Origin of the sequence: Streptomyces sp. NPDC058697, assembly GCF_042715345.1 — a bacterium.
GTDB classification, from domain to species: domain Bacteria; phylum Actinomycetota; class Actinomycetes; order Streptomycetales; family Streptomycetaceae; genus Streptomyces; species Streptomyces liliifuscus.
This window is the reverse complement of sequence record NZ_JBHXSU010000009.1, coordinates 90228-116156: the sequence shown is the minus strand read 5'-3', so window position 1 is coordinate 116156 and position 25929 is coordinate 90228. Positions and strand designations below refer to the sequence as shown.

Here is a 25929-nt window from a genome sequence, read left to right as displayed (position 1 = left end):
GGTTGTTGACTTCCCCCTCCTGCTCCAGCAGGCGGTGGACGTCTCGGTCCGGTGGGGGGGGGTGGGGGGGGGGGGGGTGGGGGGGGGGGGGGGCGCCCCCGCCCCCCCCCCCCCCACCCCTCTCTTTTTGTGTTGTACGGCGTATGGGAGTTGTTCTACGGTGTATGGCATGTCAACCTCGCAGGGCGAGAGCCCAAGCCAAGGCCTGAGTCAAAGCCTGAGCCAAAGCCAAGCCCATCCCCAGCGCTGGCTGATCCTCGGTGTGATCCTGCTCGCCACGCTCACCGTGCTGCTCGACAACACCGTCCTCAACGTCGCGATCCCCTCCCTCACCGAGGAGTTGGACGCGTCCACGGCGGACATCCAGTGGATGATCAACGCGTACTCCCTGGTCCAGTCGGGCCTGCTGCTCACCGCCGGCAGCGCGGCCGACCGCTACGGCCGCAAGAAGATGCTCGCCACCGGCCTCGTCCTCTTCGGCGTCGGGTCGCTCACCGCGGGGCTCGCCCAGAGCTCGACCCAGCTCATCGCGGCCCGCGCGGGCATGGGCGTCGGCGGCGCGCTGCTCATGACCACGACCCTCGCCGTCGTCGTGCAGATCTTCGACGACACCGAACGGGTCAAGGCGATCGGCCTCTGGTCGACGGTCAACTCGCTCGGCTTCGCGGCGGGCCCGCTGCTCGGCGGCGTCATGCTCGAACACTTCTGGTGGGGCGCGATCTTCCTGATCAACATCCCCGTGGCCGCCCTCGCCCTGGTGGCCGTGCTCAAGCTGGTCCCCGAGTCCAAGAACCCGCAGGGAGACCGCCCGGACCTCCTCGGCGCGGTGCTCTCCACGATCGGCATGGCCGCGGTCGTCTACGCGATCATCTCCGGCCCCGAGCACGGCTGGACGTCTCTCCAGGTCCTGGGGTCGGGTGCGGTCGGCGTCGCCGTCCTCGCGGCCTTCGTCCGATGGGAGCTGAGCATCGAGCACCCCATGCTGGACATGCACTTCTTCCGCAACCAGCGCTTCATCGGTGCCGTCGCCGGCGCGATCCTGGTCGCCTTCGGCATGGGCGGTTCACTCTTCCTGCTCACCCAGCACCTCCAGTTCGTCCTCGGCTACGAGCCGTTGGAGGCGGGCCTGCGCATCGCCCCGATGGCTCTGTCCGTGGTGGCCCTCAACCTCACCGGTGTGGGCGCCCGGATCGTCGCCAAGCTGGGTACGCCGGCCACCATCGCCCTCGGTATGACGATGCTGTCGGCGGGCCTGGCCGCCATAGCCCTGTTCGGCGGCGGCACGGAGGGCGGCTACGGCGGCATGCTGCTGGGCCTGGTCGTCATGGGCGCGGGCATCGCGGTCGCCATGCCCGCCATGGCCAACGCCATCATGAGTGCGATTCCCCCGGAGAAGGCGGGCGTGGGCGCGGGCGTCAACGGCACGCTCGCCGAATTCGGCGTCGGCCTCGGCGTGGCGGTGCTCGGTGCGGTTCTCAACTCCCGCTTCGCCGCGCTGGTTTCGGTCGCGGCGGCCTCGTTGCCGGCGGCGCTGGCCTCCGCGGAGTCGGCGGACGAGCGAGCGCGGATCACGGACGCGTTCTCCTCAGGTCTGGAGACGAGCCAGTTGGTGGGCGCGGTCGCCGTGCTCCTCGGTGGGCTGCTGGCCGCGGCGTTGCTCCGGCGGGCGGAGCGGGCAGACTCGGACTCCGCGGTGACGATGGCGGCCTGACGCCCGCTTAGCATCAGAGAGAGGGGGCGGACCTCGGTATTCCGGGGCGCCCCTCCGTAAGAGTTCCGAGGAAGGTGCGCCATGGTGAGGGCAGCCGACCGGGCCAAGCGTCCGGCGCGGACCAGCGTCTGGCTGGAGGGCAAGGCTCCGCGGGGCGGCGGTGCCCGGGGCGGGCAGCCGTCGTCGCTCGACCGGGACCGGATCACCGAGGTCACGGTACGGCTGCTCGACGCGGAGGGGCTCGCCAAGTTCTCCATGCGCCGGCTGGCCGCCGAGCTGAACGTGACCGCGATGTCCGTCTACTGGTACGTGGACACCAAGGACGATCTTCTCGAGCTCGCCCTCGACGCGGTGTTCGGCGAACTGGAGCTGCCGGACCCGGAGTCGGGCGAGGACTGGCGCGACCAGCTCCGGGCGCTGGCTGTCGGGTACCGGGCGCTGCTCGTCCGGCATCCGTGGGTGTCGCCGCTCGCCGGGACGTTCCTCAACATCGGGCCCAGGTCGGTCGCCTTCTCGCGGACCGTGCAGCAGGTGATCCGCAGGACCGGGCTGCCCACGCACCGGCTGACCGGGGCCATCTCCGCCGTCTTCCAGTTCGTGTACGGCTTCGGCACGATCGAGGGGCATTTCACACTGCGGTCCGCTGCTGCGGGGCTGAGTCCGGACGAGTACTTCCAGCAGGCCCTGAGCACGATCCGGCAGGCTCCTGAACTCGACGACGTTCTCCAGGAGTCCAAGGAGATCATGCGGGCTCGTGGGGGCAGCACGGTCGAGGAGATGTACGAGCGGGACTTTCACTTCGCGCTTGATCTGGTGATCACGGGGATCGAGTCGGTGGTGCGGGGGGAAGGGCGGGGGGTGTGAGTGGGGCGGGTCGTTCGTGGGTGCGGGTGGTGGGATGCGGGTTGTGGGTGGGTGCGGGTCCGGTGGGGGCTGGTCGCGCAGTTCCCCGCGCCCCTAAAAGATTGCGCAGTTCCCCGCGCCCCTAGGAAGCGTGCGGTGCCCCCTGCCCGAAAGGTGCCGCAGTTCTACGTGCCCCCAAAGATTGCGCAGTTCCCCGCGCCCCTGAAGACAGCGCCGTTCCCCGCGCCCCTGAAAGAAGAAGGGGTGCGCCCCCGCCAGGTCCCTACTCCTGCGGAGCCAGCCTTGCCGGGAAGCCTCCCGTTGCTACTGGGCTCCACCTTTCCGGGGTGATCCTGATGATGGACTTGGCCTGCTTGAGCATGGCCTCTCGGTACTCGTTCCAGTCGGGGTGTTCGCCCGCGATGTTGCGGTAGTACTCGACGAGGGGCTCGACGGAGTCGGGGGAGTCGATCACCTCGGCCGTGCCGTCGATCTGGACCCAGGGGCCGTTCCACTCGTCGCTCAGGACGATGAGGCTGACGCGGTCGTCGCGCTTGGCGTTGCGGGTCTTGGCGCGCTCCGGGTAGGTCGAGACGACGATGCGGCCCGAGTCGTCCACCCCGCAGGTCAACGGGGAACCCTGGGGACCGCCGTCCGACCTGCGCGTCAGCAGGATGGCGCGGTGGCGGGGGCGTACGAAGTCCAGCAGATCGTCGAGGGAGACGGACGTGTTCGTCGCGATGTTCGATGCCATGCCCCCAGCCTAGAACTCGCCAGGCCCGGGACGCGGTTCAGGACGCGACCCAGGACCCGGCCTAGGACCCGATCGCCTCCGCGAGGTTGTCGTACACCGGCACGTCCCGGCGCATTCCCGTCAGCTCCAGGACGCGGCTCGCCACCCCGTCCGCCCGTGCCGCCACGCGCAGCTGGGCGGGCCGGGGCAGCCGGACGCGGAGGCCCGCGATCACGCGGACGCCCTGGGAATCCATGAAGTGTGTATGGGTCAGGTCCAGGACCAGCAGCCGCAGCCGGTCCGTCCTGGCGTCCACGACGTCGAGGGCGCCGACGAGGACGACATCGGCGTTGCTCAGGTCGATCTCCGAAGGAAACCCGAGCAGTGTGCATTCAGGCAGGTCATAGGGGTTCGGGAAGAAGGTCATCGCACTCACCTGGCAGACGTTCGTCCGGATTCCGATGAGGCCGCTTCCTGACCCGCCCGCCCATTGCACCACGCGTGCGGGCGAGATCGGAAGTACGTACGAAGAGCCGCGCCCTCACCCCAACAGAGCAGCTAAAGTGGCTCTTCGTCCTGTGCTCGCAGTCGGGAATGTGCTGCGGAGCTCTCCTGCGCACAGCGCCGGGGTCTGTCGTCGATCCGACGACGGGATCCGGCGCCGTGCATGCCGAAGAGGTTCGTGGTGGCTGCGTCTGAGTTTTCCGAATTGCCCCGTTTTCCCGGGGGTCTTGAGCTGGCCGAGACACTGACGGTCGCGGCTCAGCAACTGCACGAGACGTCCAGTCCCCGCAGCACCCTGCGCACCGCCGTCCGGCTCGCCGTGCACATCCTCCCCGGCGCCGAGCACGCCGGTATCTCCGTCATCGAGCGCAAGGCCCACCGCCAGACCCTCGCCTGGACCGACGAGATCGTCCGCTCCGCCGAGGCCCTGGCCTCGGGCGAGGACCATCAGCACTGGACCCGGCTGTGGACCTCCCCGGTCGCCCGTATCGAGGACAGCGCGTCCGGCGACGACGGCGAACCCGCCCTCTCCGACCTCGGACTGCGCTCGGTCCTCTCGCTCCGGCTGCGCGCCGAACGCCAGCGGCTCACCGTCCTCACGCTGTACGGGACCAAGCCGCGGGCCTTCGACGACTCGGCCACCCGGATCGGCCGGCTGTTCACCGCGCACGTCAGCATCGCGTTCGACTCGGCGACCGCCCGCGAACAGCTCACCGAGGCCATGCGCACCCGGGACCTGATCGGCCAGGCCACCGGCATCCTCATGGAACGCCTCGACATCGACGCGGCGGAGGCCTTCGACAGCCTCGTACGGACCTCCCAGCGGGAGAACGTGAAGCTCCGTGACCTGGCCAGACGGATCGTCGACGCCAGGAGCAGCGAGTGACCGGGCACCGACGGGATACCCGATCCGCATGAGATTCCCCGCCGATCCCGACCATCGTGATCATCGTGATGATCCCGACCATCGTGATGATCCCGACCAGCACGACGAGCGGCAGCCGCGTGCCACCGCCCCCGAGTCCGCCACGCTGCACCAGGCGCTGGCCGGCACCGGTGGCCTCGACACACTCCTGCGCGATCTCACGGACCGTGCGGTGCTCGCCGTGGCGGGCGCCGAGGCGTGCAGCATCACCGTGCGCCGCGACGGGCGGCTGCTGACGGTGGCGGGCACCGGCGGACTGCCCAGCGGGCTCGACCAGCGCCAGTACGAGAACGGCGACGGGCCCTGCGTCCGGGCGGCGGACTGGGACGCGGAGCAGCACGCGCCCGACCTGTCCGAGGAGGACCGCTGGCCCACGTACGCCGCGTACGCCCTCTCCAAAGGAGTCCGCTCGGTGCTGGCCGTGCCGCTCGCGGTCGACGGCGAGGCCGATGCCGCCCTCAATCTCTACGCCCCGACGGAGGGCGCCTTCCACGGGAGCCGGGAGGAGGCCAGGGCCTTCGCGGCGAACGCCTCGGGCGCGATCAACGCCGCCCTGCGCATCGAGCGCGAGCGGGCGTCGGCGGGAGACGTCCGTACGGCGCTGCTCTCGCGCAGCGTGATCGACCAGGCGATCGGCATCCTCATGGCCCAGGAGCGCTGCACCGCCCAGACGGCACTCGACACCCTGCGCCGCGTCTCCCAGGACGCGAACATCAAACTCCGTGACCTGTGCGGCGACTTGGTGGCACGGACCACGGACGGGGCTTCGGGCGGAGCGTCGCAGGGGAACGGCGGTGCCCCGGGCCGCCGGGCGTCACAGCGACGGTAGCGTCCCGCCCTGCACCGCCTGGATGTCCAGCTCCACCTTCAGCGTCGTACCGACCGCCGCGATGCCCGCCTGGAGCACCTGGTTGTAGTTCATCGCGAAGTCCTCGCGGCGCAGTTCGGTGGTGGCGCGGAAGGCCGCGCGCGTGCCGCCCCAGGGGTCGGCGCCCGTGCCCAGGTAGGCCAGGTCCAGGTCGACCGGCCGTACGACCCCGTGCATGGTCAGCTCGCCGTGGACCGTCCAGCGGTCGGTCCCGGTGGCCGGGGTCAGGCCCGTCGAGACGTACGTGATCCGTGGGTGGCGCTCGACGTCGAGGAAGTCCGGGGACTTCAGGTGACCGTCGCGCAGGGCGTTGCCCGTGTCGATGGAGGCTGCGGAGATCACCGCCTCCACCCGGGACTTGGCCACCTCGTCCGGCGCGATGTCGATCGAGCCCGCGAACTCCCTGAACCGCCCGTGCACGCTGGAGATCCCCAGGTGCTGGGCGACCGCGCCCACGGAGGAGTGGGCCGGATCGACGGTCCAGGGGCCGGGCGGCGGCAGTTCGGTGCCGCCCTGCCGGGCCAGCGTCACGGTGCCGATCGCGGCCCGGCCGCTCGCCGTCACGATCGCGCTGGACGCGGCGGGCGCGTACCCGACGGCCGTGACGATCACGGTGTACGCCCCCGGCGCGAGCTCGGTCGCATCCCGTACGCCGCCCTCCTCGTCCGCCTCGGCGCGCACCACCTGCGTGCCCGTCCCGTCGGTCACCGTGACGACCGCGTGCGACACGGCCCAGCCGTCCCTCGTACGGATCCGCGCGGTCAGTCCCATGGCAAGCAACCTCTCGTAATGAAACCGGCCCGTGGGACGTGCCTCCGCTTGGAGCACGCGCCACGGGCCGGGGTCCTCAACTGGTCCTCAACTGGTTCGCAGCCGGTTCTCGACTACTCGCCGGGGTGGGCGAGTTCGATGTCGTGGCCGTCCACGCCGCCGCCGTTCACGGTCAGCGCCGTGGCCACCGGCGGGTAGCCGGTCGCGATGACCGTGTACTCGCCGCTGTCCAGGTCGGCGAAGGCGTACGCCCCGTCGGCCCCGGTGGTGGCGGTGCCGACCACGTTGCCCGCCGCGTCGACGAGCGTGACCCGGGCGTCGCCCAGCGGTCCGCCGGGTGCCCGCACGACGCCCTGGAGCTGTGCGCCCGAGGTGAGCGCGACCTCGATCCGGGTGACCCCGGTGCCGCCGACCTCGACGGGCAGGGCCCGCGGCCGGTGCCCGGCGGCGTTCACCGCGACGGTCACGGCGCCCGGCACCAGCTCGGCGAAGGCGAACTCGCCCTGCTCACCGGTGGTCCCGGTGGCCAGCACATCGCCGCGCACATCGGTCACGATGACCATCGCGCCCACGACCGGCTGCCCGCCCTCGGCGGCCTTCACCGTGCCGGACAGCCCGCTCGTACCGCTCAGCAGGATGTCGTACGCGAGCGGCTCACCGTTCACGACGACCGTCGAGGCCTGCGGCTGGAACCCGTCCGCGGAGGCGATCAGCACGTACGAACCCGTGCCGGGCGCGTCCACCGCGTAGGCGCCGTCGGCCTGCGCGACCGAGCGGCCCAGCTGACGGCCCGCGAGGGAGATCAGCGTGACGGCGGCCCGGGGGACGGGCGCGCTCTCGGCACCGCGGACGTATCCGCGCACCGCGACCCCGCCCGAGCCGTTGCCGGAGGCGCCGCCGGCCCCGGCCGCCACGGTGGCGACGGCCGCGAGGCGCTGGGCGCCCTGGGGTCCGGCCCCTGACTCGGCGCCGGTTCCGTTGTCGGTTCCGTTACCGGTTCCGGTGTCCGCGACGGCCCAGCTCGGGACGCGCTCGTCGGATTCGGTCGAGACGGTCGCGGCGGGGATGGCGGTCGCGGTGGGGGTGGCGGGGGTGGCTTCGGCTACGGCCGTGACGTCCGGCTGGGCCTCGGCGGCCTGGGCCAGAGCACCCGACGTACGCAGCGGGACCTCCTTGATGAACAGGGTGACGAGGAAGGCGAGCAGCGCCAGCGCGCCCGCGATCAGGAAGACGTCCGCGATGCCGTGCCCGTACGCGCTCTCCATGACCGTGCGCAGCGGCGCGGGCAGTGCGTCCATGTCCGGGATGCTGCCGCCGGTGCTCGAACCGGCCGCCGCGGCCGCGTCCTTCGGGTCGAGGCCGGCCAGGCCGTCCTTGACGTAGTCGGTGATCCGGTTGGCCATCACCGCACCCAGCGCGGAGACGCCGATCGCGCCGCCGAGGGAGCGGAAGAAGGTCACCGTGGAGCTGGCCGAGCCGAGGTCCTGCGGCGCCACCTGGTTCTGCGTGGACAGCACCAGGTTCTGCATCATCATGCCGATGCCGAGACCCAGCAGTGCCATGAAGACGGCCACCCGCCAGTAGTCCGTGTCGTACCGGATGGTTCCCAGCAGACCGAGCCCCGCGGTGATCAGGACACCGCCGCTGACCAGCCAGACCTTCCACTTGCCCGTCTTGGTGATGATCTGCCCGGAGACGGTGGAGGAGATGAACAGGCCACCGATCATGGGGATCGTCATGACACCCGACATGGTCGGGGACTTGTCCCGCGCCAGCTGGAAGTACTGGCTGAAGAAGACCGTGCCGGAGAACATCGCGACGCCCACGAAGAGCGAGGCGAGAGAGGAGAGGGTGATGGTCCGGTTGCGGAAGAGCCGCAGCGGGATGATCGGCTCCTTGGCCTTCGACTCGACGAGCACGAACAGCAGCCCCAGGGCGACGGCACCACCGACCATCGCGTACGTCTGCCACGACACCCACTCGTACTTGTCACCCGCGAAGGTGACCCAGACCAGCAGCAGCGAGACCGCGGCGGAGATCAGGAACGCGCCGCCCCAGTCGACCTTCACGTCCCGCTTCACGACGGGCAGGTGCAGAGTCTTCTGCAGCACGATCAACGCGATGACCGCGAACGGCACACCGACGTAGAAGCACCAGCGCCAGCCGAGCCAGCTGGTGTCGGTGATGACACCGCCGAGCAGCGGGCCGCCGACGGTCGCGACTGCGAACGTGGCGCCGAGGTAGCCGGAGTACCGGCCGCGCTCGCGCGGGGAGATCATCGCCGCCATCACGATCTGCGCGAGGGCGGACAGACCGCCCACGCCGATGCCCTGCACCACGCGGCAGGCGATCAGCATGCCGGGGTTCTGCGACAGGCCCGCGGCGGCCGATCCCAGGACGTAGATGACGAGGGCTATCTGGACGAGCGCCTTCTTGCTGTACAGGTCGGCGAGCTTGCCCCACAGGGGTGTCGCGGCGGTCATCGACAGCAGGGCGGCGGTGACGACCCAGGTGTAGGCGGACTGGCCGCCGCCCAGGTCGCCGATGATCTCGGGCAGGGCGTTGGTGACGATCGTCGACGACAGGATCGCGACGAACATGCCGAGCAGCAGTCCGGAGAGGGCCTCCATGATCTGCCGGTGCGTCATCGGAGCGCCGTCGGCGGCGCCTGTGGCACCTCCGTGCTTGGCGTGTGAGCCCCGCACACCGGTTGGTGTGGTCGTTGCCATGGGCTTCCTTTTCTTGTGATGCGTCATACGGGTGTACGGGTTGTCTGCTCGACGAGGGGGGTTGGTGGGGGTGGTACGGGGGGTACCGCCGGTACGGGCCTGCAGTCGCCGAAGCTGGTGCGCAGGCGGGCGAGCAGGGTGTTGAGCTGGTCGACCTCGTCGTCCGACCAGTCCGCCAGGTAGTGGACGAGCGCGTTCATATAGCGCTCGGAGAGTTCGGCGAGCATGTCCTGCCCGGCGGGGGTGAGCCGCAGGATGCGTGAGCGTTTGTCGGCGGGGTCGGGGGATCGGTCGATCCAGCCGCGGTCCGCCACGTGTGCCACGTGGCGGCTCGTCACCGACATGTCGATGGCGAGCAGCTCCGCGAGGCGGCTCATCCGCATCTCGCCGTGCCGGTCCAGCAGGGTGAGTACGGCGGCGGAGCCGGCGGGGCACTCGTGCGGGAGGACTCGGCCGAGGCCGCGCTTCACAGCGCCGATGGCACTGAGTTGCCGGGCCAGCTCCTCGTACTGACGTCGAGCAGCCATCGCACCTCCCTGGTTTGTTGCTTCAGGCAACCATAAGAACCGTTGGTTGCTGCAGGCAAATGAAATGGGGGCTGGTGGCCTAAAACCTTGGCAAAGGCAAGTATTGGCGAACGTAAACTTGCAGGTGGGGTGGCTTGGGGGGTTCGTGTTTGTCTGCGGGTGGGTGGGGGCTGGTCGCGCAGTTCCCCGCGCCCCTGGGTGGGTGGGGGTTCCGGCTCGTCTGCGGGGTGCGGGGCCGCGCCGGGATGCGCGTCCGCAGCGGCCGCCGTGAACCACAGCCGCGGCACGGTGACCGCAAACGGTTGTCCTCGTAAGCTGCGGCCACACATCCCGCCACGACCCCTCCGGGAGGGAGACCATCCGGTCCCCGCAAGGGGCGCGGGGACCGGCGCAGTCTTTTTAGGGGCGCGGGGAACGGCGCGAGCAACCACGACGGACGGGCACGTGGCGAACGGTCCTCGGCCACCGGTGCTTTTAGGGGCGCGGGGAACGGCGCGAGCAACCACGACGGTCCGGCACGTGGCGAACGCTCCTCAGCCACCGATGCTTTTAGGGGCGCGGGGAACTGCGCGACCAGCCCCCACCGGCCCGCGGTCAACGAACCACCCCCACCCACCCAGGGGCGCGGGGAACTGCGCGACCAGCCACAGTGGGCCCGCAGAGGACGGCGGCGGGCAGCCCCCGGGGGGACCCGGGTGGACGTTCACCCGAGGTGCCACCTAGAGTCCAGGCCCATGGCAAACACCCAGGGCCCCGAGGGCAACTACGACCCCGCGGGTAGCACCCAGATGTTCCGAGCGTTCGTCGACGACCCGCAGAGCAGCCAGCAGCAGGCGGCCCCCGCCGGCCCCCGCATCGGCCTGATCGTCGGCGTGATCGTGGCCGTCGCGGTCGTGGCCGTCGTCGCCTGGCTCGCGCTCAAGTAGGCGACGGCGCCGCAAGGCGCCCTACTCCCACCGGACGGACACGTCCCGCGTCTCGACGTGCATACCCAGCGGTACGCGCCACGCGTCGACGCACACCGTCCAGGTCTTCTCTTCCCGCGCGCCCGGAGCGATCGGCGCGGGAAGCTTCTCGGCCGACTCGACGGTCGCCCAGTCGATCCCGAGCGCCCCGATGATGTGCGTCCCGAAGGTCACCGTGCCCGAACGCACCGCGGTGCCCCCGGTGTTGTGGAACCCGACGGTGACCTTCTCGCACCAGCGCTTGTCGGCGGGCTCCCGCTCGGGGGCGCCGATGTAGAGCACGGCGGGCCCGGGCTTCGCGGGATTCGACGGGCTCGCGGGACTCTCCGCGCCCCCGCCGCTCGGTGCTCCCGTACCGGAACTCCCGCCCGCGGAACCGGAGTCGGAGCCGGAGCCGGAACCCGAGTCGCCCCCACCCGACGACGGAGTCGCACGACCGCCGCCGCCGGACCCCGACGCGGAGACCGGCCCGGACGCGGCCGAGCCGCCAGCGTCCGCGCTCTCGCTGCCCGGAGACTCCGAACTACCGTTGCCCATCGCCCCTTCGGACACCCCGGCCCCCTCCAACGGCACCAACTCCACATCCCCGGTGGGCCCCACCGCCTCGCCGGACGACGCGGGGCGCTGCACGGCGACGTACCCCTCGCTGCCGCCGCCGGTCCCGCAGGCGGCGAGGACCGTACCCAGGCAGACGACAATCGCCGAGGCGCCCCCAAGGGCACCTCGGCGACCGCGAATCGACTCGTGACCCATCCGTCGGCGCATCGCGCCAGTGTGGCTGACGGGTCGTCAATTATGAACCCTCGGTGGGGATCCTGGTCGGAGACCTCTCGGCCCCGGCCCCGGCCCCGGCGTCAGTCGGAGACCCCACCGCCCGGCCCTCAGTCGGAGATCAGGCCTTCCCGCAGCTGTGACAGCGTCCGCGTGAGCAGTCGGGAGACGTGCATCTGCGAGATGCCGACCTCCTCGCCGATCTGCGACTGCGTCATGTTCGCGAAGAAGCGGAGCATGATGATCCGCCGCTCGCGGGGCGGGAGTTTGGCGAGCAGGGGCTTCAGGGACTCGCGGTACTCGACGCCCTCCAGCGCCGTGTCCTCGTAGCCGAGGCGGTCCGCGAGGGAGCCTTCGCCGCCGTCGTCCTCGGGGGCCGGCGAGTCGAGCGACGACGCGGTGTACGCGTTGCCGACCGCGAGGCCGTCGACCACGTCCTCCTCGGACACGCCGAGGACGGTGGCGAGTTCGGCCACGGTCGGCGAGCGGTCCAGCTTCTGGGAGAGCTCGTCACTGGCCTTGGTGAGGGCCAGCCGCAGCTCCTGGAGGCGGCGCGGCACCCGCACCGACCACGAGGTGTCCCGGAAGAACCGCTTGATCTCGCCCACGACCGTCGGCATCGCGAACGTCGGGAACTCGACCCCGCGTTCGCAGTCGAAGCGGTCGATCGCCTTGATCAGGCCGATCGTGCCGACCTGGACGATGTCCTCCATCGGCTCGTTGCGCGACCGGAAACGGGCGGCGGCGTAACGCACCAGCGGGAGGTTGAGCTCGATGAGCGTGTCCCGTACGTAGGCACGCTCGGGGCTGTTCTCGTCGAGTGCGGCGAGCCGCAGGAACAGGGAGCGGGACAGGGTGCGGGTGTCGATGGCTTCCGAGGTCGGGGGAAAGGCCGGGGCTTCCACGGCCGGGACGGCCGGAACATCGGCAACGACACTGTGAAGCGCGTCGGGCGCGGGTTCGCTCTTCGTGAGCGTGAGCACCTTCGAGCTGCCCTGGTCTGCGGACATGCCACCCCCTTTGGGTCGCGGACGGTCGCGGCGGACGCTCCCGTCGAAGGAACGCAGCCTCCACCTGAATACCGGAGGTGGGGCTGCGGCAAACGCGTCAGCGGAAGAATGTCACATGTCGGCAACACGCTGTAGTGACATGTCGACACAGGAGGGGTGAATAGGCCCTGGAAAAGGGGGGTCTGGTGGTTTTTCGACGCAGAAAAGTCGCGAAAAGGCCTTGAGGGCGATTCGCTCCTGCGGGTTACGCCTCGATCCTGTTTGCGGATCGCAGTCTGGCAAAGCTGCGGGCGAGCAGTCTTGACACATGCATCTGCGAAACGCCCAGCTCGGCACTGATCTGTGACTGGGTCAGATTGCTGTAGTAGCGCAGGAGAAGGATCCGCTGCTCCCGCTCGGGGAGCTGGACGAGCAGGTGCCGTACGAGGTCGCGGTGTTCGACGCCGTCGAGCGCGGGGTCCTCGTAGCCGAGCCGGTCCAGGAGCCCCGGCAGCCCGTCGCCCTCCTGGGCGGCCTCCAGCGAGGTCGCGTGGTACGAGCGTCCGGCCTCGATGCAGGCCAGGACCTCGTCCTCGGTGATCCGCAGCCGCTCGGCGATCTCGCCGGTCGTGGGCGTGCGCCCGAAGGCCGTCGTGAGGTCCTCGGTCGCGCTGTTCACCTGGACCCACAGCTCGTGCAGCCGGCGCGGTACGTGGACCGTGCGGACGTTGTCGCGGAAGTACCGCTTGATCTCGCCGACCACGGTGGGCATCGCGAAGGTCGGGAACTGCACGCCCCGGTCGGGGTCGAAGCGGTCGATGGCGTTGATCAGGCCGATGGTGCCGACCTGGACGACGTCCTCCATGGGCTCGTTGCGCGACCGGAACCGGGCGGCGGCGTACCGCACCAGCGGGAGGTTCGCCTCGATCAGCGCGGCCCGCACCCGGCCGTGTTCGGAGGTGCCCGGCTCAAGGTTCTTGAGCTCGCCGAAGAGCACCTGGGTCAGGGCCCGGGTGTCGGCCCCGCGGCGGCGCTGCGGGCCTTCCTCCGGGGTGTCGGGAAGGCGCTCCTGGGCTGGGGCCGAGGGTGGAGCCGGGGGCTCATGGGGCGGTGCTTGAGGCGCAGTACTGGCCGGCACGGTCAACTCCACCTCTGGGTCGGTCAACATCCGTCAACTCATCCGTCAAAAGCGGTCATAGCATCACAAGACATGTGCACTGTGTGCAAGCACCGCATAACTCCGTGTTGAGCGTCAGTTGGGGCCCGGGGAGGGTGTCCGGCGGGTTCCCGAGCGGGGCCGGGGACGCGAAACGGCCCCCCGCCGTTCAGGCGAGGGGCCGGGGGCGTGCGCCGGGCGCGCTTCAGAACTCGTAGTCGGCGATCACCCACGTGGCGAACTCCCGCCACAGCGCGACGCCCGCCTGGTGCGCCGGGTGCTCGATGTACCGCTTGAGCGCGTCCGTGTCCTCGACCGCCGAGTTGATCGCGAAGTCGTACGCGATCGGCCGGTCGGTGATGTTCCACTCGCACTCCCAGAACTTCAGTTCGGGGATCTGCCCGCCGAGAGCGCGGAAGGCGGTGACGCCCGCGACGACGCGCGGGTCGTCGCGCTCGACACCTTCGTTGAGCTTGAGCAGGACCAGGTGGCGGATCACGGGCACTCCTAGTTCTTGGCCCCGTCGGCGATCCACGTCATGAAGTCCCCGACGGCCTGAGCGGCATTCGAAATGCCCTCGAACCCTATCTGGACGTAGTCGGCGGCCTTGGCGGGGTCGGTGATGATCACGTACAGCGCGAAGACGATGAGGACGTAGACGGCGATCTTCTTCGAATTCACCGCCATCGCGGCCTCCCCGTGTGCCTGCTGCCTGCTGTGTTGTCGGCTGCGCCTGTTGGGACCCCTGGTGCCGGCGGTGAGTGTAACCCGGACAGTTGATATGACGATCTTTCAAACCATGCCGAGTGTTGTGCGAGTCCGGAACGCACGAAGGGCCCCGTCTTTCGACGGGGCCCTTCAGAAGCGGTAGCGGAGGGATTTGAACCCTCGGTGACTTGCGCCACACTCGCTTTCGAGGCGAGCTCCTTCGGCCGCTCGGACACGCTACCGAGAGAGATCCTAGCCCACGTTGGGCCGTGCTCCGAAATCGGTATTCGACCGCCGGCCGGGCAGCTGGGCGGGCGCCCGGATCAGCGGTCGCGGAAGAAGTCGGTGAGCAGCCGGGCGCACTCCTCGTCGAGCACGCCGGCGATCACTTCGGGCCGGTGGTTGAGCCGCCGGTCGCGTACGACGTCCCAGAGGGAGCCGGCCGCGCCCGCCTTCTCGTCGCGGGCGCCGTAGACCACGCGGTCCACGCGGGACTGCACGAGCGCGCCCGCGCACATCGTGCAGGGTTCGAGGGTCACGACGAGCGTGCAGCCGGTGAGCCGCCACTCTCCGAGCTTCGCGGCGGCCCGCCGGATCGCGAGCACCTCGGCGTGGGCGGTCGGATCGCCGGTCGCCTCACGTTCGTTGTGGCCGGCGGCGAGGACCGTCGTGCCGTCCGGGGACAGCACGACGGCGCCGACGGGGACGTCCCCGCCCCGGACGGCCGACCCGGCCTCGTCCAGGGCGAGCCGCATCGCCGTCCGCCAGCGGTCGCGTACGGGGTCCTGTTCGTTCTGAGCGCTCGGCGGAGTCAGCGGACGGTCTCCAGGACCTCCGCCGCGCCGAGCACCTCGGCGATCTCACCGAGCGCGTCGGTGCTGTCCAGGGCCAGCAGCTCCTTCTCGTTCACGCCGAGGTCCGTGAGGACCTCGCGGTCTCCGATGGGTCCGGACGGCACGGCCTCACCCTTGGCGGTCGTGCCGACGTCGTCCTCATCGTCGTCGTCGGCCTCGCTGTCGGGTTCACCGTCCTCCGTGCCGTCGAGGTCGAGGGAGTCCAGGTCGGCGACATCGTCGTCGCCGGGATCCCTTCCGAGCAGTTCGTCCGTGAGCAGGATCTCGCCGTACGAACTGCGGGCAGCGGCCGCGGCGTCCGAGACGTAGATGCGAGGGTCCTCCTCGCCGTCCACGCGGACGACTCCGAACCACGCGTCCTCCTGCTCGATGAAGACGAGCACCGTGTCGTCGTCGACCGAGGCTTCGCGGGCCAGGTCGGTCAGATCCGACAGGGTCTCCACATCGTCGAGCTCTGTGTCGCTCGCTTCCCACCCGTCTTCGGTGCGCGCGAGCAGTGCGGCGAAGTACACCGTGACTCTCCCACTGGTCATAGGCGTGCCGGTTGGGGGTCCCCCCGGCGGAGGCTGTGGGCGGGGAGCGCGTGTGCCGAGCCCCGCCCACTCGGAATCGTGGCAGAAACAGAGCGTTCAGGAGAGGTCTTCGGCTCGCTGTGTCCCGGTCGCGTCTCAGCGCCCGTTCCCATGTCGCGTGCGTCACGCCGCCGTACGGCCTCACCTGGGCGCCCAGCACCCACCGACAGCGGGATCGTACGCCGACACGGCCTCCGCTTCGCACGCGGCTTCCCGAGTGATCGCCGGGCGGGTCGCCGGCGGGCGGTCCCGGGGGCGGGCGCTCCGCCCGCGCCGCGGCGGGACCTGCGCGGGCGTGGCCGCCCGTGGCCTACCAGCGGAATGTGCGCATACGCATGGCGTGGCGCAGCCGGGCCGTCTTGGCCCGCCGGGGCTGCACCCGGTCGCGCAGCTCGCGCGCCTCCGTGAGCTCCCGCAGGAACTGGGCGCGGCGCCTTCGTCGCGCGGCTTCGCTCACCGGGTCCTCGCGGACCTCACGGCTTGGCTGCTCCGGGTCGGACATGGGCAACACCCCCAGTCGGTCCTTCCCACTTTCCCTCCGACGGGCGGTTTGATGCCAGCCGGGGTTTAACGGCACGAGGGGGTCTCGGACGAGTCGGTGGCGGGCGAGGGGCGGGCGGCGGGCGCCCGGATACCCTTGTGGGCATGCGTCTTCACGTCGTCGACCACCCTCTGGTCGCTCACAAGCTCACCACGCTGCGCGACCGTCGCACCGATTCCCCGACCTTCCGGCGGCTCGCCGACGAGCTGGTCACCCTGCTCGCCTACGAGGCCACCCGGGACGTGCGCACCGAGCAGGTCGACATCGTGACCCCGGTGTCCCCGACCACGGGCGTCAAGTTGTCCCACCCGCGCCCCCTCGTCGTACCGATCCTGCGGGCCGGCCTCGGCATGCTCGACGGCATGGTGCGGCTGCTGCCGACCGCCGAGGTGGGCTTCCTGGGCATGATCCGCGACGAGGAGACGCTCCAGGCGTCCACGTACGCGACCCGGATGCCGGAGGATCTCTCCGGCCGCCAGGTGTACGTCCTCGACCCGATGCTCGCCACCGGCGGCACGCTGGTCGCGGCGATCCAGGAGCTCATGAAGCGCGGCGCCGACGATGTGACGGCCGTGGTCCTCCTCGCCGCCCCCGAGGGCGTCGAGGTCATGGAGCGCGAGCTGGCCGGCACGCCCGTCACGGTCGTGACCGCGTCGATCGACGAGCGCCTGAACGAGCACGGCTACATCGTCCCGGGCCTGGGCGACGCGGGCGACCGGATGTACGGCGCGGCCGAGTAGCGGGCAGGGGTCAGGGCCGGGCCCGGGCTCATGCAGGGCACGGGCCCGTACGAGGCCTGCTAGCAGCTCTTCTTCGTCGCCGAGGGCGTCGGTGCGGGCTTGGCCAATGTGGTCAGGGCCTTGTCGGCGTCCTCTTTCTTCGTCAGGGACTTGAAGGCCGTGCCGAGGATCAGGTCGACCTCCGCGGGCTTGGCGCGGGTGTCGGTCTTCAGCTCGGCGCCGGTGAGCTGCGTCGCCAGGACGGGGAGCGCGGATTCGGAGGCCGCCTTGGCACCGAGGACTATTCCGGCGCCCTTGACCTTCTTGTCGTACGTCTTCGTCGCGTTGCCGACGTCGCCGATCTTGAAGCCGCGTTTCTTCAGCTCGTCGGCGGTGTCCTTGGCGAGGCCGCCGCGGGGGGTGGCGTTGAAGACGTTCACAGTGATCTGGCCGGGCTTGGGGAGGGCTTTGACCGGGCTTGCGGAGGGCGTGGGGGATGCCGTGCAGTCGGCGGCGGGACCTGCCGCGGAAGCCTCGTCGCCGCCGCCTGTGAAGACGTCGATGAGCTGCAGCGTTCCCCAGCCGATCAGTCCGAGCGCGGCGACGGAGGCGGTGACCGCGAGCGCGATTCTGCGGCGCCCTCGGTTTCTGCGCATCCGCGGGTACTTGTCCCCCGTGATCTTGTACTGGCCGCCCATGCCAGGGGGAGTCAGCATGCTCATGGGCGCAGCGTAGTGCGCCTGGGCGGTGATGCCTACTAGATGATCATTGACCGGGGGTCAGTCCAACCCGAAAGGGCCAATTCGCTCCGCGGGGGGCGCGTTTTTGGCTGCGGGGCGGTGGGGGCTGGTCGCGCAGTTCCCCGCGCCCCTGGGTGGGTGGGTGCACCCGTAGGACGGTCGGTGCGGGCCGTCCGTGGCCGAGCGCGCAGTTCCCCGCGCCCCTTACGGGGCCCGGGTCAGTCCAGTTCCAGGACTCGGGCGTGGAGGACCTGGCGTTGTTGGAGGGCGGCTCGGACGGCTCGGTGGAGGCCGTCTTCGAGGTAGAGGTCGCCCTGCCACTTCACGACGTGCGCGAAGAGGTCGCCGTAGAACGTGGAGTCCTCGGCGAGCAGGGTTTCCAGGTCGAGCTGGCCCTTGGTCGTCACCAGTTGGTCGAGGCGGACCGGGCGTGGCGCGACGTCCGCCCACTGCCGGGTGCTTTCCCGGCCGTGGTCGGGGTACGGCCGGCCGTTTCCGATGCGCTTGAAGATCACACGGAAAGCCTACCGGTCAAGAGCTTCCGGGCGCAGCCATGGTGGCGGAGTGCGACGCTGGAAATGACGCCGTAAATAGGGGCAAACCGGTAATTCTCCTAGATCACCCTTTCAAGATCGGTTCTGATGCGGGCCGAGGACAGCCTTGGGCAAACCGGGAACAGGGGTCTGAAATGACTGACAGCGAAGCGCCGCCGGCAAAGGCACCCGAAGGCGTGAGCGGTGCTCCCGCGCTTCCGCAGCCGGTCCTCGAAATCGCCTCCGGGTACGCCTTCACGGGCCCCGCGCTGGATCTGGGCGCCCTGCTGTGGGACGGGCGGTGCCTGCCGGACGTACAGATCCGGATCCCGCTGCCGATGCTCAACCGGCACGGGCTGGTCGCCGGGGCCACCGGTACCGGCAAGACGAAGACCCTGCAGCTCGTCGCGGAGCAGCTGTCCGCGCAGGGCGTGCCGGTGTTCCTCGCCGATGTGAAGGGTGACGTCTCCGGGATCTCGGCGCCGGGGCAGGAGAACGACAAGGTGCGGGCGCGGGCCGGGGAGGTCCGGCAGGAGTGGACGCCGGCCGGGTTCCCGTGCGAGTTCTACGCCCTCGGGGGCATGGGCCACGGCATCCCCGTACGCGCGACGGTCACCAGCTTCGGGCCGGTCCTGCTGTCCAAGGTGCTCCAGCTCAACCAGACCCAGGAGCAGTCGCTCGGCCTGATCTTCCACTACGCCGACCAGAAGGGCCTGGAGCTGGTCGACCTGAAGGATCTGAGGGCCGTGGTGACCTTCCTGACCTCCGACGAGGGGAAGTCCGAGCTCAAGGGCATCGGGGGGCTCTCCACGGCCACGGCCGGGGTGATCCTGCGCTCGCTGACCGCGTTCGAGGCGCAGGGGATGAGCCCGTTCTTCGGGGAGCCGGAGTTCGACACGAGCGAGCTGTCGCGCGTGGCGGGGGACGGGCGGGGCACGGTCTCCGTTCTGGAGCTGCCCGCCGTGCAGGACAAACCGCAGCTCTTCTCCACGTTCCTGATGTGGCTGCTGGCCGACCTCTTCCACGACCTGCCGGAGGTCGGTGACGTGGACAAGCCCAAGCTCGTCTTCTTCTTCGACGAGGCGCATCTCTTGTTCAACGACGCGTCGAAGGCCTTCCTGGACGCCATCACCCAGACCGTCCGGCTGATTCGCTCGAAAGGGGTCGGCGTCTTCTTCGTCACACAGACGCCCAAGGACGTGCCCGGGGATGTCCTCGCCCAGCTCGGCAACCGGGTGCAGCACGCGCTGCGCGCCTTCACGCCCGACGACCAGAAGGCCCTCAGGGCCACGGTGAAGACCTTCCCCAACTCCCCGTACGACCTGGAGGAGGTCCTCACCGCGCTCGGCACCGGCGAGGCCGTGGTCACCGTCCTCAGCGAGAAGGGCGCGCCGACGCCGGTCGCGGCGACACGGCTGCGGGCGCCGGAGTCCCTGATGGGTCCTGTCGATCCGGCCGTACTCGACCGGGCGGTCCAGGCGTCACCGCTGTACGGGCGGTACGCGGAGGCGGTCGACCGGGAGTCGGCGTACGAGAAGCTGACGGCGCGGGAGGGGGAGGCCGCGGCCTCCTCGGCTTCCTCAAGTCCTGCTCCGTCTGCTCCTTCGCGGGGCCGTGGGCGGAAGGGCGACGAACAGGACCCCTCCGTCGTCGAGCAGGTCGTCGGCAGTGGTGTCTTCAAGTCGCTGGCCCGCAGTCTGGGTACGCAGATCGGCCGCGAGATCACCCGGTCGGTCTTCGGAACGGCTCGGCGCAGGCGGTAGCCGGCGCGGAGGGTACGGGGAGGGTACGGGGAGGCGGCAGCAGGTCCGCCTCCCCGGGCGGGCGGCTCAGTCGCGCTCGTGGTCCTTCGGCGGGGACTGCTGCTCCGGAGCGGGTTCCGGGGTGACCTGGTGGGTGTCACGCGGCGGTGTCGGCTTCGGGGCGTTGCGGAGGGATTCGGCGCGTACGAGGGCACGCAGGATCGCGTACGGGTCCTTCGACATGAGGGTCCTCTCGTGCTGCTGGGGGGAGGGTGTGCGGTCCGGAGCGGGACCGTCAGCAGCGGAGGACCATGCAGCGCTGGGTGCGCGGGGTGGGGGCGTACGGAGGATGCACGGGGTGGGTGTGCGGGCGCGGGCGCGGGTGTGCGGGGGCCGGGGGGCGCGCGGGGCGCCGGGGTACGGGGCGGTGGCCCTGGCGGGCGGGTGCGCGTAGGGCTGTGTCCAGGAGGTCGTGGGGGTGTTCCAGGCCGGACTCGGTGGAGACGGCGGGGGGTGGTGCGGTGCGGGGGCCGGTGTGGGCGCCCACGGCACTCACCGTGCATGTCGCGCACAGCAGCGCGGCGAGTGCCATGAGGAACCGTGGCCAGGTGGGCCGACGGTTCCGGCGCTCGTGCCGTGGGGGGAACCGGTCGGGGGTCATGAGTGGTCATGTCCCCGGGACGGGTGGGTGGTTCATCGGCCGCGTCCCGAGAACCGCCCTCTTGGCGTACGTGGTCGCCTGCGGCGGGCTGGACTGTTCGGGGGTGGTTCGTTGGCTGCGGGCTCGTCGTGGTTGCTCGCGCAGTTCCCCGCGCCCCCGAAAGCGGGGCTGCGCCCCTGCTTTTGTCTTTGGGGGCGCGGGGAACTGCGCGACCAGCCCCCACCGCACCCGCACCGTTCAACGAACCGCTGAGGGCCCGGCCCTACGCAACCGCACCGCCGTGATGATCTCCGTGAGGCCGAGGGCGAGGAGCCAGCAGCCGCCGACCGCCGTGAGGACGGCGACCGACTCGAAGGGGGAGACGATCAGGACGACGCCGGCGAGGAAGCTGAGGACGCCGAGGAGGAGCTGCCAGCCGCGGGCGGGGACGGACGGGTCGGACACTGCGGCCAGGGTCTGTGTCACGCCCCGGAACAGCCAGCCGATGCCGATCCACAGCGCGAGCAGCAGGATCGACTGCATCGCCCCGCGGAAGCAGAACAGCCCGAGCAGGATCGACAGCGCACCGCTGATGAAGGCCATGACCCGCAGAGAGGTCGCCGCGTGCGTACCGAAGGCGGAGACCAGTTGGAGTACGCCGCTGAGGAGCAGGTAGAGCCCGAAGAGCACCCCCGCCGCGAACAGCGTCGCCTCGGGCCACACCAGGATCACGACGCCGAGCGCCAAGGTCGCGATCCCGGCGGCCAGTACGGCCTGCCAGGCGGCGCGCGTGAGGAGGAAGAGGGGGTGCTCGGGTCCTCCGGGGCGACCAAGTCCGCCGGGCCCTCCGGGTCCACCGAGCCCGCTGAGCCCTCCGGGACCGCCGGGCCTCTCCGGCCGGTGCGGGTCGCGGGCCGCGTGGACCCGCCGGTCGTCGTCCGACCCCCAGGGCGCTCCGCTCGGTACCTCGGCCATGCTCCATGCTCGGACCGGCGTCCGGCACCCCGCCACCCGGGACGGCCGACCGACTGACCCCTCCCCCGGCCGGGCGGGGGGCGTCCCCTTCCTACTTGCCGGAGGCCTTCGCCGCCTTGGCCGCCGCCTTCATCTCCTGCTTGTGCGCCCGTACCTTCACCAGCGACTCCGGTCCCGTGATGTCGGCGACCGAGCGGAAGGACTTGTCCTCGCCGTACGCACCGGCCGCCTCGCGCCAGCCCTTCGGGCGCACGCCGAGCTGCTTGCCCAGCAGGGCGAGGAAGATCTGCGCCTTCTGGGCGCCGAAGCCGGGCAGCTCCTTGAGACGGCGCAGGAGTTCCTCGCCGGATTTCACGCCCTCCCAGACCTTCGCCGCGTCCCCTTCGTAGTGCTCCACGAGGTACTGGCACAGCTGCTGGATCCGCTTGGCCATCGAGCCCGGATAGCGGTGCACGGCCGGCTTCTCGGACAGCAGCGCCGCGAAGGCCTCGGGGTCGTGCGCCGCGATCTCGTGCGCGTCGAGATCGTCCGCGCCCAGGCGCTGCGCGATCGTGTACGGGCCCGCGAAGGCCCACTCCATCGGAACCTGCTGGTCGAGGAGCATGCCGACGAGCGCGGCGAGCGGGCTGCGGCCGAGCAGTGCGTCGGCCTCGGGCTGCTGGGCTAGATGAAGCGTGGCGTCCATGCTCCGATCATCGCAAGTGAGCGCTCGGACCGCGCGTCATCGCAAGTGAGTGCTCGGGGCCGCGCGTCATCGCAAGGGGGTGCCAAGTGGCCGCTCAGGCCGCGCGCCAGTACCCCAGCGCGTTCACCCGCTGTTTCGGCAGCGCCAGCTCCTTGCGGAAGTAGGCGGCCAGCGCCCGGGTCGTCGCCGTGTCGCAGGCGATCCAGACGTACGGGTCGGCCGCGTCCTTCAGAAGGTCCGGCACAGCCTCCTTCACCTGGGCCACCAGGTGCGCGCCCTTGTCGAGCCGGGGGACCGTACGGACGTCGTGGCGGTCGGGATCCGTCTGGAGCGGCAGGCCGTCCAGCCCCTCCGCCGACTCGAACCAGATCGTCGTGGGCGCCGAACCCACTGCGCCCAGGAGGGAGTTGAGGGCGGGGAGGGAGGCCGTGTCGCCGATCGCCAGCACGTGGGACGGGGCCGGGTCCGGGTCGGTGAAGCCCGTGCCCTGGACCGTCGCCTCGATGGTGTCCCCCGGCTTCGCCGCCCGCGCCCAGTCGCTCGCGCACCCCTCGTGCAGCGCGAACTCCAGGCTGAAGGTCCCCGCGGCCGGATCGGGATCCACGAGTGTGTACGCCCGCTGGTGCGGCTTGCCCGCGTTGTCGAACCACAGCCGCACCCACATCGTCGGGTGCACCCCGGTCGCCGCGAGCATGCCGCCGTCGGTGAGGCGCACCCGGCGGTAGTGCTCGGTGACGTCCTCCGCGCCCGTGACCGTGAACACGAAGTCCTTGCCCCGGAACAGTTTGAGGACCGCGCCCTCCCAGCCGTGACCCTGCCCCATGACTTCTTCACCCTTCACGTACGATTCCGGCGCACCTCACTTAGGTGAGCCTAACCTAAACCACATGGGAGACACAGGGTGACTGTCGAGATCTACCGAGATGCCTGGGGTGTCCCACATCTGCGCGCCGACGACGCCCGCGAACTCGCCCACGCCCAGGGCCTGGCCACCGCCCACGACCGCGCCTGGCAGCTGGAGGTCGAACGGCACCGGGCGCGCGGCACCTCGGCCGCGTTCCTCGGCCCGGACGCGCTCGGCTGGGACCGCTTCGCGAGACAGGCCCGGCTCGACGACACGGCGAGACGCTGCTTCACCGCCCTGGAGAGACGGGACCCCGAGACGGCCGCCTGGGTCCGGGCGTACGTCGACGGGGTCAACCAGGGCCTGCCCGAAGGCGCCCGCCGCGCCCCCGAGTTCGCGAGCGTCGGCCTCGCCCCCGGCCGCTGGGAGCCCTGGACCCCGCTCGGCGTCTGGCTCGCCACGCACATCCTCTTCGCCGGGTTCCCGGCCAAGCTGTGGCGCGAGGAGGTCGTACGCCATCTCGGTCCGGACGCGGTCGGCCTCTTCGCCACCGACGGGCCCGGCACCTCCGGCAGCAACGGCTGGCTGGTCACCGGCGAGCGCACCGCCACCGGTGGTCCGGTCATCGCGGGCGACCCCCACCGCTATATCGAGGCCCCCGGCGTCTACCAGCAGATCCGCCTGTCCTGCCCGGAGTTCGACGTCATCGGCCTCGCCGTACCGGGCGTCCCGGGCATCGCCCACTTCGGCCACACCGGCACGGTCGCCTGGGCGATCACCAACGCGATGGCCGACTACCAGGACCTGTACCGCGAGCGTCTCCGCCGGACCGGAGCCGGAGACGGCCGTGGAGACGGCGTTGGTGGCGGCGACCGGGTGGAGGCCCTCGGCCCGGACGGGGCGTGGCACCCCGCCTCCCGCCACATCGAGATCATCGAGGTGGCCGACGGCGACCCCGTCGAGGTCGAGGTGATCGAGACCGACCGCGGCCCGGTGGTCATCAACGGCGACACCGACCCGTACGGCGACGGAGACCTGGACGGTGGCGGCGACACGGACCGCGGCGGCGACGCCTCGACCGCTCCTCTCAGCCTCCGCCACCCGCCCCGCGTCACCGAAGACCTCGGCTTCTCCTCGCTCCTCCCCCTCCTCCGCGCCCGCCGGGTCGCCGACGTGGACCGCGCGTTCGACGACTGGGCCGAACCCGTCAACGTCGTCCAGGCCGCCGACACCGAGGGCGGCCTGCTGCACCGGGTCGCGGGCAGGGTCCCGGTCCGGAGCGAGGACAACCGCACACGGATCGTCAACGCCTGGGAGCCCGGGCACGATTGGCGCGGCTGGTACGCCCCCATGCCGCGCGGCACGGTCGACGACGGCATCGCGGTGATGGCGAACCAGCGCGGCCCGGCAACCCCGCTCGGCGTCGAGTTCGCCCCGCCGCACCGGGCCACCCGGCTGCGCGCACTCCTCGACACCCGGCGGGACTGGTCCGCCGGCGACATGGCCGCCCTCCACATGGACACCCATCTCGCCTCCGCAGCACCGCTGTTGGACCACCTCGCCGCCCTCGATGCCCTCACCCCCGAGGCCGTCTCCCTGCGCGACCGGCTCCTCCACTGGGACCGCCACATGACCGCCGACAGCACGGAGGCGGCCACCTACGCGGCGGTCCGGAGCGCGGTCGTACGCCGCCTCGCGGCCCACCCCGCCCTGGCCCGCCTCACCGAACCCCCGCTGTACCCCGAGGTCTTCCGCCCCTGGCTCGCACTCGTCCCCCGAGTCGCCTTCGCCCTCGAAAGCCTGCTCAGGGCCGAGGAGTTGTACGGGATCGACCGTGCCGAGGTCGTCAGGGCGGCCGTGGAGGAGGTCGCCGGAGACCCGCCGAAGGGCACCTGGGGCGACACCCATCGCCTCGCTCCCTGGCGGGCGTTGCCGGACCCCTCGTACGACGAGAGGGAACCCGGGCTCTCCGGCGACCACGACTGCGTGCTGTGCACCTCCGCCGTGCCGGGGCTCACCGACCGGGCCGCGCGCGGCCCCGCCGCCCGCTATGTGTGGGATGTCGCCAGGCGCGAGAACAGCCTCTGGGTGGTGCCGTTCGGTGCCTCGGGCGACCCGGACTCACCCCACCACCGCGATCAACTCCCCTTGTGGGTCAGGGGAGATCTCGCCCCCGTCGTGACCGACTGGACCAAGCTGACGAAGGACAGAACGATGACAACCGCGCCGTACGCAGCGAGCCGTGAGGCCCTTCACGAGCAGGTCGTCGAAGGTCTCGGCACGGTCCGCGTCCTGCGCGTGGACCCGGACGCCGACCTGGACGTGCTCCACACCTGGGTGACGGCCGAACGCGCCCGGTTCTGGGGCATGGGCGGCTTCGGCAGGGAGCAGGTGCTGGAGACGTACCGGCATCTCGACTCCCTCGACACCCACCACGCCTTCCTGGCCGTCCTGGACGGCAGGCCGGCCGCGCTCTTCCAGACGTACGAGCCGGAGGCCGACCGGGTCAGCGAGTGCTACGAGGTGGAGCCCGGCGACATCGGCGTCCATCTGCTGATCGCGCCCGCCGGCGAGGGCGACGAGCGGCCGGGGTACAGCTCGGCGCTGCTGACCGCGTTCACCGTGTACGTGCTGGGCGTCCTCGGCAGGCGCCGGGTCGTGGTCGAGCCCGACACCCGCAACGAGAAGGCGATCGCCCGCCTGACCCGCCAGGGCTTCGTACTCGGTCCACCGGTCGTGCTCCCGGAGATTGACCTGCCGGAGGTGCACCTGCCGGAGAAGAAGGCCCAACTGGCGTTCCTGACAAGGGAAGCCGCGGGTTTTTAGGGACGAAGGGAGCGACGACCGCCCCGGGGCGGCGCTCGCTGTTCCGCGCGTCGCGGTC

The 25929-nt window shown here is 70.9% G+C and carries 27 protein-coding genes and 1 tRNA gene; 8 read left to right on the top strand and 20 right to left on the bottom strand.

Translation table 11 applies throughout. From position 1 onward, the window contains the following. Positions 1–169: 169 nt before the first annotated feature. Both ACFWXQ_RS22585 and ACFWXQ_RS22580 read left to right on the top strand, forming a co-directional pair. Complete coding sequence (locus tag ACFWXQ_RS22585) at positions 170–1711, top strand: MFS transporter (protein WP_383950477.1); 1542 nt, start codon at positions 170–172, stop codon at positions 1709–1711. Positions 1712–1792: 81 nt separating this feature from the next. Then, positions 1793–2575, top strand: a complete 783-nt coding sequence (locus tag ACFWXQ_RS22580; protein WP_383950480.1) for a TetR/AcrR family transcriptional regulator — start codon at positions 1793–1795, stop codon at positions 2573–2575. Positions 2576–2837: 262 nt separating this feature from the next. Here the strand turns inward: ACFWXQ_RS22580 and ACFWXQ_RS22575 are convergent, their stop codons facing one another. Further along, complete coding sequence (locus ACFWXQ_RS22575) at positions 2838–3308, bottom strand: PPOX class F420-dependent oxidoreductase (protein WP_383950483.1); 471 nt, start codon at positions 3306–3308, stop codon at positions 2838–2840. A 61-nt stretch (positions 3309–3369) separates the two neighbouring features. Then, on the bottom strand, positions 3370–3714 hold the full coding sequence (locus tag ACFWXQ_RS22570; protein ID WP_383950486.1) for an STAS domain-containing protein: 345 nt from the start codon (positions 3712–3714) through the stop codon (positions 3370–3372). 240 nt (positions 3715–3954) lie between these two features. On the opposite strand from ACFWXQ_RS22570, the gene ACFWXQ_RS22565 reads away from it, so the two are divergent. Then, positions 3955–4677, top strand: a complete 723-nt coding sequence (locus tag ACFWXQ_RS22565) for a GAF and ANTAR domain-containing protein (protein ID WP_383950489.1) — start codon at positions 3955–3957, stop codon at positions 4675–4677. 28 nt (positions 4678–4705) lie between these two features. Beyond that, positions 4706–5545 (top strand): GAF and ANTAR domain-containing protein, encoded by an 840-nt coding sequence (locus ACFWXQ_RS22560; RefSeq protein WP_383950492.1) that lies wholly within the window; start codon positions 4706–4708, stop codon positions 5543–5545. Here ACFWXQ_RS22560 and ACFWXQ_RS22555 read toward each other — a convergent pair. The 3 genes from ACFWXQ_RS22555 to ACFWXQ_RS22545 all read right to left on the bottom strand — a co-directional run bounded on the left by ACFWXQ_RS22555 (position 5531) and on the right by ACFWXQ_RS22545 (position 9611). Beyond that, positions 5531–6355, bottom strand: coding sequence for a YceI family protein (locus ACFWXQ_RS22555; RefSeq protein ID WP_383950494.1), 825 nt, complete (start codon positions 6353–6355; stop codon positions 5531–5533). The genes ACFWXQ_RS22560 and ACFWXQ_RS22555 overlap by 15 nt on opposite strands. A 113-nt stretch (positions 6356–6468) precedes the next feature. Beyond that, positions 6469–9084 carry an MFS transporter gene (locus ACFWXQ_RS22550; protein WP_383950497.1) on the bottom strand — a complete coding sequence of 872 codons (2616 nt, stop codon included), beginning with the start codon at positions 9082–9084 and terminating at the stop codon, positions 6469–6471. A gap of 23 nt (positions 9085–9107) precedes the next feature. After that, entirely contained in the window at positions 9108–9611 is a 504-nt protein-coding gene (locus ACFWXQ_RS22545; protein ID WP_383950500.1) for a MarR family winged helix-turn-helix transcriptional regulator, read from the bottom strand. 734 nt (positions 9612–10345) lie between these two features. On the opposite strand from ACFWXQ_RS22545, the gene ACFWXQ_RS22540 reads away from it, so the two are divergent. Beyond that, complete coding sequence (locus ACFWXQ_RS22540) at positions 10346–10537, top strand: hypothetical protein (protein ID WP_307522933.1); 192 nt, start codon at positions 10346–10348, stop codon at positions 10535–10537. Positions 10538–10558: 21 nt separating this feature from the next. Here the strand turns inward: ACFWXQ_RS22540 and ACFWXQ_RS22535 are convergent, their stop codons facing one another. The 9 genes from ACFWXQ_RS22535 to ACFWXQ_RS22495 form a co-directional block, all read right to left on the bottom strand. Then, a complete protein-coding gene (locus ACFWXQ_RS22535; protein ID WP_383950503.1) occupies positions 10559–11341 on the bottom strand; it encodes a hypothetical protein in 783 nt (260 codons plus the stop codon). 116 nt (positions 11342–11457) lie between these two features. Beyond that, a complete protein-coding gene (locus tag ACFWXQ_RS22530; protein ID WP_055618261.1) occupies positions 11458–12357 on the bottom strand; it encodes an RNA polymerase sigma factor SigF in 900 nt (299 codons plus the stop codon). A 244-nt stretch (positions 12358–12601) separates the two neighbouring features. Further along, entirely contained in the window at positions 12602–13504 is a 903-nt protein-coding gene (locus ACFWXQ_RS22525; protein ID WP_383950507.1) for an RNA polymerase sigma factor SigF, read from the bottom strand. Between the two features lie 193 nt (positions 13505–13697). Then, positions 13698–13991 carry a Dabb family protein gene (locus ACFWXQ_RS22520; protein ID WP_383950510.1) on the bottom strand — a complete coding sequence of 98 codons (294 nt, stop codon included), beginning with the start codon at positions 13989–13991 and terminating at the stop codon, positions 13698–13700. 8 nt (positions 13992–13999) lie between these two features. Next, entirely contained in the window at positions 14000–14179 is a 180-nt protein-coding gene (locus ACFWXQ_RS22515; RefSeq protein WP_055618264.1) for a hypothetical protein, read from the bottom strand. Positions 14180–14357: 178 nt separating this feature from the next. After that, positions 14358–14442, bottom strand: a tRNA-Ser gene (locus ACFWXQ_RS22510). A gap of 81 nt (positions 14443–14523) precedes the next feature. Beyond that, a complete protein-coding gene (tadA, locus tag ACFWXQ_RS22505; RefSeq protein ID WP_383950514.1) occupies positions 14524–14955 on the bottom strand; it encodes a tRNA adenosine(34) deaminase TadA in 432 nt (143 codons plus the stop codon). Between the two features lie 56 nt (positions 14956–15011). Beyond that, the gene (locus tag ACFWXQ_RS22500) at positions 15012–15566 is read right to left on the bottom strand and encodes a hypothetical protein (RefSeq protein ID WP_383950533.1); all 555 of its coding nucleotides are present in this window, start codon (positions 15564–15566) and stop codon (positions 15012–15014) included. 370 nt (positions 15567–15936) lie between these two features. Further along, complete coding sequence (locus ACFWXQ_RS22495; protein WP_383950517.1) at positions 15937–16128, bottom strand: hypothetical protein; 192 nt, start codon at positions 16126–16128, stop codon at positions 15937–15939. A gap of 143 nt (positions 16129–16271) precedes the next feature. Between ACFWXQ_RS22495 and upp the strand changes: the two genes are divergently transcribed. After that, positions 16272–16907 (top strand): uracil phosphoribosyltransferase, encoded by a 636-nt coding sequence (gene upp, locus ACFWXQ_RS22490; RefSeq protein ID WP_383950520.1) that lies wholly within the window; start codon positions 16272–16274, stop codon positions 16905–16907. A 59-nt stretch (positions 16908–16966) separates the two neighbouring features. Here the strand turns inward: upp and ACFWXQ_RS22485 are convergent, their stop codons facing one another. Together ACFWXQ_RS22485 and ACFWXQ_RS22480 are read right to left on the bottom strand one after the other, a co-directional pair. Beyond that, positions 16967–17584 (bottom strand): LytR C-terminal domain-containing protein, encoded by a 618-nt coding sequence (locus ACFWXQ_RS22485; RefSeq protein WP_383950535.1) that lies wholly within the window; start codon positions 17582–17584, stop codon positions 16967–16969. Between the two features lie 260 nt (positions 17585–17844). Beyond that, positions 17845–18141: a type II toxin-antitoxin system VapB family antitoxin gene (locus ACFWXQ_RS22480; protein WP_003999914.1), complete on the bottom strand. Its 297-nt coding sequence runs from the start codon at positions 18139–18141 to the stop codon at positions 17845–17847. A 173-nt stretch (positions 18142–18314) separates the two neighbouring features. Between ACFWXQ_RS22480 and ACFWXQ_RS22475 the strand changes: the two genes are divergently transcribed. Next, on the top strand, positions 18315–19922 hold the full coding sequence (locus ACFWXQ_RS22475; RefSeq protein ID WP_383950523.1) for a helicase HerA-like domain-containing protein: 1608 nt from the start codon (positions 18315–18317) through the stop codon (positions 19920–19922). Positions 19923–19988: 66 nt separating this feature from the next. On the opposite strand, the gene ACFWXQ_RS22470 is transcribed toward ACFWXQ_RS22475, so the two are convergent. The 4 genes from ACFWXQ_RS22470 to ACFWXQ_RS22455 all read right to left on the bottom strand — a co-directional run bounded on the left by ACFWXQ_RS22470 (position 19989) and on the right by ACFWXQ_RS22455 (position 23024). After that, positions 19989–20144 carry a hypothetical protein gene (locus ACFWXQ_RS22470; RefSeq protein WP_383950526.1) on the bottom strand — a complete coding sequence of 52 codons (156 nt, stop codon included), beginning with the start codon at positions 20142–20144 and terminating at the stop codon, positions 19989–19991. A gap of 655 nt (positions 20145–20799) precedes the next feature. After that, positions 20800–21516, bottom strand: coding sequence for an HdeD family acid-resistance protein (locus ACFWXQ_RS22465; protein WP_383937637.1), 717 nt, complete (start codon positions 21514–21516; stop codon positions 20800–20802). Between the two features lie 91 nt (positions 21517–21607). Next, the gene (locus tag ACFWXQ_RS22460) at positions 21608–22201 is read right to left on the bottom strand and encodes an HhH-GPD-type base excision DNA repair protein (RefSeq protein WP_383937639.1); all 594 of its coding nucleotides are present in this window, start codon (positions 22199–22201) and stop codon (positions 21608–21610) included. A 94-nt stretch (positions 22202–22295) separates the two neighbouring features. Further along, the gene (locus tag ACFWXQ_RS22455) at positions 22296–23024 is read right to left on the bottom strand and encodes a siderophore-interacting protein (RefSeq protein ID WP_359841786.1); all 729 of its coding nucleotides are present in this window, start codon (positions 23022–23024) and stop codon (positions 22296–22298) included. 78 nt (positions 23025–23102) lie between these two features. Between ACFWXQ_RS22455 and ACFWXQ_RS22450 the strand changes: the two genes are divergently transcribed. After that, the gene (locus ACFWXQ_RS22450; RefSeq protein WP_383937641.1) at positions 23103–25871 is read left to right on the top strand and encodes a GNAT family N-acetyltransferase; all 2769 of its coding nucleotides are present in this window, start codon (positions 23103–23105) and stop codon (positions 25869–25871) included. The last annotated feature ends 58 nt before the right edge of the window (positions 25872–25929 follow it).

Excerpts from the sequence above, each read along its gene's own strand:
- ACFWXQ_RS22585 (WP_383950477.1), top strand. The coding sequence starts at position 170 with ATGTCAACCTCGCAGGGCGAGAGCCCAAGCCAAGGCCTGAGTCAAAGC.
- ACFWXQ_RS22580 (WP_383950480.1), top strand. The coding sequence starts at position 1,793 with ATGGTGAGGGCAGCCGACCGGGCCAAGCGTCCGGCGCGGACCAGCGTC.
- ACFWXQ_RS22575 (WP_383950483.1), bottom strand. The coding sequence starts at position 3,308 with ATGGCATCGAACATCGCGACGAACACGTCCGTCTCCCTCGACGATCTG.
- ACFWXQ_RS22570 (WP_383950486.1), bottom strand. The coding sequence starts at position 3,714 with ATGACCTTCTTCCCGAACCCCTATGACCTGCCTGAATGCACACTGCTC.
- ACFWXQ_RS22565 (WP_383950489.1), top strand. The coding sequence starts at position 3,955 with ATGCCGAAGAGGTTCGTGGTGGCTGCGTCTGAGTTTTCCGAATTGCCC.
- ACFWXQ_RS22560 (WP_383950492.1), top strand. The coding sequence starts at position 4,706 with ATGAGATTCCCCGCCGATCCCGACCATCGTGATCATCGTGATGATCCC.
- ACFWXQ_RS22555 (WP_383950494.1), bottom strand. The coding sequence starts at position 6,355 with ATGGGACTGACCGCGCGGATCCGTACGAGGGACGGCTGGGCCGTGTCG.
- ACFWXQ_RS22550 (WP_383950497.1), bottom strand. The coding sequence starts at position 9,084 with ATGGCAACGACCACACCAACCGGTGTGCGGGGCTCACACGCCAAGCAC.
- ACFWXQ_RS22545 (WP_383950500.1), bottom strand. The coding sequence starts at position 9,611 with ATGGCTGCTCGACGTCAGTACGAGGAGCTGGCCCGGCAACTCAGTGCC.
- ACFWXQ_RS22540 (WP_307522933.1), top strand. The coding sequence starts at position 10,346 with ATGGCAAACACCCAGGGCCCCGAGGGCAACTACGACCCCGCGGGTAGC.
- ACFWXQ_RS22535 (WP_383950503.1), bottom strand. The coding sequence starts at position 11,341 with ATGCGCCGACGGATGGGTCACGAGTCGATTCGCGGTCGCCGAGGTGCC.
- ACFWXQ_RS22530 (WP_055618261.1), bottom strand. The coding sequence starts at position 12,357 with ATGTCCGCAGACCAGGGCAGCTCGAAGGTGCTCACGCTCACGAAGAGC.
- ACFWXQ_RS22525 (WP_383950507.1), bottom strand. The coding sequence starts at position 13,504 with ATGTTGACCGACCCAGAGGTGGAGTTGACCGTGCCGGCCAGTACTGCG.
- ACFWXQ_RS22515 (WP_055618264.1), bottom strand. The coding sequence starts at position 14,179 with ATGGCGGTGAATTCGAAGAAGATCGCCGTCTACGTCCTCATCGTCTTC.
- tadA (WP_383950514.1), bottom strand. The coding sequence starts at position 14,955 with ATGCGGCTCGCCCTGGACGAGGCCGGGTCGGCCGTCCGGGGCGGGGAC.
- ACFWXQ_RS22495 (WP_383950517.1), bottom strand. The coding sequence starts at position 16,128 with ATGTCCGACCCGGAGCAGCCAAGCCGTGAGGTCCGCGAGGACCCGGTG.
- upp (WP_383950520.1), top strand. The coding sequence starts at position 16,272 with ATGCGTCTTCACGTCGTCGACCACCCTCTGGTCGCTCACAAGCTCACC.
- ACFWXQ_RS22485 (WP_383950535.1), bottom strand. The coding sequence starts at position 17,584 with ATGGGCGGCCAGTACAAGATCACGGGGGACAAGTACCCGCGGATGCGC.
- ACFWXQ_RS22475 (WP_383950523.1), top strand. The coding sequence starts at position 18,315 with ATGACTGACAGCGAAGCGCCGCCGGCAAAGGCACCCGAAGGCGTGAGC.
- ACFWXQ_RS22470 (WP_383950526.1), bottom strand. The coding sequence starts at position 20,144 with ATGTCGAAGGACCCGTACGCGATCCTGCGTGCCCTCGTACGCGCCGAA.
- ACFWXQ_RS22465 (WP_383937637.1), bottom strand. The coding sequence starts at position 21,516 with ATGGCCGAGGTACCGAGCGGAGCGCCCTGGGGGTCGGACGACGACCGG.
- ACFWXQ_RS22460 (WP_383937639.1), bottom strand. The coding sequence starts at position 22,201 with ATGGACGCCACGCTTCATCTAGCCCAGCAGCCCGAGGCCGACGCACTG.
- ACFWXQ_RS22455 (WP_359841786.1), bottom strand. The coding sequence starts at position 23,024 with ATGGGGCAGGGTCACGGCTGGGAGGGCGCGGTCCTCAAACTGTTCCGG.